This is a genomic window from Candidatus Methylomirabilota bacterium (assembly GCA_036005065.1).
In the GTDB taxonomy this organism is placed as follows: Bacteria; Methylomirabilota; Methylomirabilia; order Rokubacteriales; family DASRDR01; genus DASYQW01.
Map to the genome: position 1 here is coordinate 1 of DASYQW010000024.1, position 3,658 is coordinate 3,658.

A 3,658-nucleotide genomic window follows, 5' to 3' on the forward strand; every position below is an offset into this window, starting at 1 on the left:
CCTCGCGCAGTATCATGATCGGGGGCTCGGCGGTGCGCGTCGCCAGCGGCGAGGTCCGCGACAAGATGCTCGCCGTGGCCGCCCAGCTCCTGGAGGCCGCCCGCGAGGACCTCCAGGTCGAGGAGGGGCGCTTCTTCCCCAAGGGGAGCCCCCATCGCGCGGTCACCTTTCGCCAGGTGGCCCAGGAGGTCTACGGCAATCCGTTCGGCCCCTTCGCCGAGGGGATCGAGCCGGGCCTGGAGGCCACCCGCTATTTCCGCAGCCCGAATGTCCATCACCAGCCCAAGCGAGACGGCCGCTTCAACGCCTACCCGACCTGGCCGAGCGCCGCCGCCGCCTGCATCGTGGAGGTCGACCCCGAGACCGGGCACGTGAGGGTCCTCCGCTACTGCCTGGTGGACGATAGCGGGACGATCATCAACCCGCTCCTGGTGGACGCCAACCTGCATGGGGCCCTGGCCCAGGCGATCGGCGGCGCCCTCTACGAGGAGGTGGCCTACGACCAGGCGGGGCAGCTCCAGACCGCGACGCTGATGGACTACACCATCCCGACCGCGGTGGAGCTGCCGCGCTTCGAGATCGAGCACCAGCACACGCCGTCCCCCTTCACGCCACTGGGGGCCAAAGGCGTCGGCGAGTCCGGGATGGGCAGCGCGCTGGGTGCCCTGTGCGGCGCCATCGAGGACGCGTTCCCGGATCTCGACGTACGGATCACCGAGTTACCGCTGACTCCCGGCCGCGTCTGGCGGGCCATCCAGGATGCGCGAGCGCGCCGGCCCACCCACCCGACCCGTAAGGGTGCGGGCGCCGCCCAAGGCAAGGAGCCCCGATGAGCTTCGCAGATCTGCGCCAATTCCTGGCCTATCTCCAAGAGCGCGGCGAGCTCGTCACCATCGACGACGAGGTCGACCGTCGCTACGAAGTCGCCGCCTATATCCGCAAGAGTTCGGACGGGAACGGCCCGGCCTTCCTCTTCAAGAACGTGCGCGGCTTCGACATGCCCATCGTCGGCGGCATCTTCTGCACTTCGAACAAGGCGCTGCTGGCGCTGGAGACGACCGATTACAAGCAAGGCCTCGACCGGTTCATTGGCGCTCTCCAGCGGCCACTGGAACCGCGCCGCGTCGCGACCGGGCCGTGCAAAGAGGTGCGGCTCCTCGGCAGCCAGGTGGACCTCACCCGCCTGCCGATGCCGATCTACAGCGAGCAGGACGGTGGCGCCTACATCACGATGGGCGTCGTGATGGCGAAAGATCGCGAGTCCGGGGCCAGGAACGCCGGCATCTATCGGATGCAGCTCCGCGGCCCGTCAGAATTGGCCATCGAGCCGTGTCCCTACACCGATTTCCACGCCATGCTCACCCGGGCCGAGGCAGAGAATCGGCCGCTGGAGGTGGCCATCGCCCTCGGGGTCGATCCGCTCATCCAGCTCGCGACCCAGGCCCGGGTGCCGTTCGGCACCTACGAGATCGCCATCGCCGGCGCGCTCCGCGGGGAGCCGGTCGAGATGGTCGCGTGCGAAACGATCGACCTCGAGGTGCCGGCGACCGCCGAGATCGTGATCGAAGGACGCGTGCGTCCGCACGAGCGGGTCCATGAAGGGCCCTTCGGGGAGTTCACCGGCTATGTGGGGCCGGCCGGGCCGCAGCCGGTGTTCGACTGTACAGCGGTCACCATGCGGGAGGACGCCATCTTTCAGGCCGGCCTCACCGGCATCCCGGTGACCGAGAACCACGTCATGAAGATTCTGCCGGCGGCGGCCAACGTCTACGCCGCGCTGAAGCAGACCTATCCGGGCGTCACCGGCGTCCACTTCGCTCCGGAAGGCGGGGCGGATTTCCTGGTGGTGGTCGGACTCCGACAGCAGTACGAGAACGAAGCCAAGAACCTCATCCTGAGCGCGCTGGGGAGCAAGGCGCATCCCAAGATCGTCATCGTGACCGACGACGACGTGGACATCTACGACATGGCCAAGGTCTGGTGGGCGATCTCGACCCGCTGCCAGCCGTCGGAGGACGTGATCATCATCCCTCGCGCGGCCGGTGGCCAGCTCGATCCTTCGGCACCGTCGCCTTTCGCCAGCTCGCTGCTGGGCATCGACGCCACCCGCCCCTACGGCAAGCCGTTCCCCGAGGTGGTCCGCATCCCGGGTGTCGAGCGGGTGCCGGATTGGACGCGCGACCTCCTTTCCTCTCAGTCGAAGACCGGGCTGGGTTGACGGCCTGATGGTTGGTCGCGCGTCGGGTATGCCTGGGACGGCCAGGGGGCGAGCACGTCGCCTTTGAAGCGGGTCGGCCAAGCCATCCCCGGCCGCGCCAACCGGCAGCTCGTCGCCGGGCGAGCCACCTACGTCGACGACATCCAGCTCCCCGGCACGACCTACCTGGCCGTCCTGCGGAGTCCTTACGCTCACGCCCGGATCCGCTCTCTCGATGCGAGCGCGGCCGAGGCACTGCCGGGCGTGCTCTCGGTCGTCACCGCCCCCGAGATCGTGGCGAACACGAATCCGATCCCCGAGGGATGGGACACCCGCGCCATCGGCGCGAAGGGAGTCACCTGGTATGCCCTCTGTCGGGACCGCGCCCGCTACGTCGGCGAGGCGGTCGCGGCGCTGGTGGCCGAGGACCGTCACACGGCCGCCCGGGCGCTCGGGCTCATTGCGGTCGACTGGGAGGAGCTGCCGGCGGTGACCGATCCGGAGATGGCCCTCGCGTCCGGTGCCCCGCTGGTCGAGCCCGACTGGGGCGACAACCTGCTGATCGCCCGCGACTTCCTGGCCGGCGACCCGGACCGGATCTTCACCGAGGCCGACCGGGTGGCCGTGGGCAGCGTGACGTCGCAACGGGTCACGGCCGTGCCGGTGGAACCGCGTGGGATCGTCGCCAGCTCTGACCGCTACGCCGAGCGACTGACCGTTTGGGAGTCCACCCAGAATCCGCACCCGCTGCGGACCTACCTGGCCGCGACCCTCGGCATCCCGGAGACGTCGATCCGGGTGATCCAGCCGCAGGTCGGGGGCGCCTTCGGCCTGAAGGCCCCGACGTCGCAGGAGGAGGTGCTGGTCGCCTACATGGCCCGCAAGCTGGGCCGCCCGGTCAAGTGGATCGAGTCGCGGGCCGAGAACTTCCTCGTCGGCGGCCACGCCCGGGACACCGGGATGCGCTACGAAGTTGCCTTTCGCGACGACGGGACCGTCACCGGTCTGCGGGTTGAGGTGGTGGCCGACGTCGGGGCGCCGACCGCCTTCCTCGGCTGGGGCATGGCGTTCGTCACCGCGTTCACCCTGCCGACCTGCTATCGGATTGCCAACGCCCGGATCCGACTCAGGGTCGTCGTGACCAACAAGTGTCCCTGGACCGCCTACCGTGGCTTCGGCAAGGACGCCGCCGCCTTGCTCATGGATCGCGTCATGGATCACGTCGCCCGGGAGGCGGGCCTCGACCGCGCCGAGGTCCGCCTGCGCAACTTCATCCCGCCGGAGGCCTTCCCCTATCCCCAGGTCTCCGGCGCCATCCTGGACAGCGGGGACTACCCGCGGGCGCTCTCGCGGGTGCTGGAGCGGATCGACTACGCCGGCTTTCCGCAGCTCCGGGAGCAGGCCCGCCGAGAAGGCCGCTGCATCGGCCTCGGGATCGGCATCGAGGTGACGCCGGAAGGA

3 protein-coding genes are annotated in these 3,658 nt (G+C 69.6%); all 3 read left to right on the plus strand.

The features are described 5' to 3' along the window. On the plus strand, positions 1-833 hold an 833-nt coding region (locus tag VGW35_01195; GenBank protein HEV8306254.1), incomplete at its 5' end, for a molybdopterin cofactor-binding domain-containing protein. Then, entirely contained in the window at positions 830-2,218 is a 1,389-nt protein-coding gene (locus tag VGW35_01200; protein ID HEV8306255.1) for a UbiD family decarboxylase, read from the plus strand. The genes VGW35_01195 and VGW35_01200, both read left to right, overlap by 4 nt. 63 nt (positions 2,219-2,281) lie before the next feature. Next, on the plus strand, positions 2,282-3,658 hold a 1,377-nt coding region (locus tag VGW35_01205; protein ID HEV8306256.1), incomplete at its 3' end, for a xanthine dehydrogenase family protein molybdopterin-binding subunit.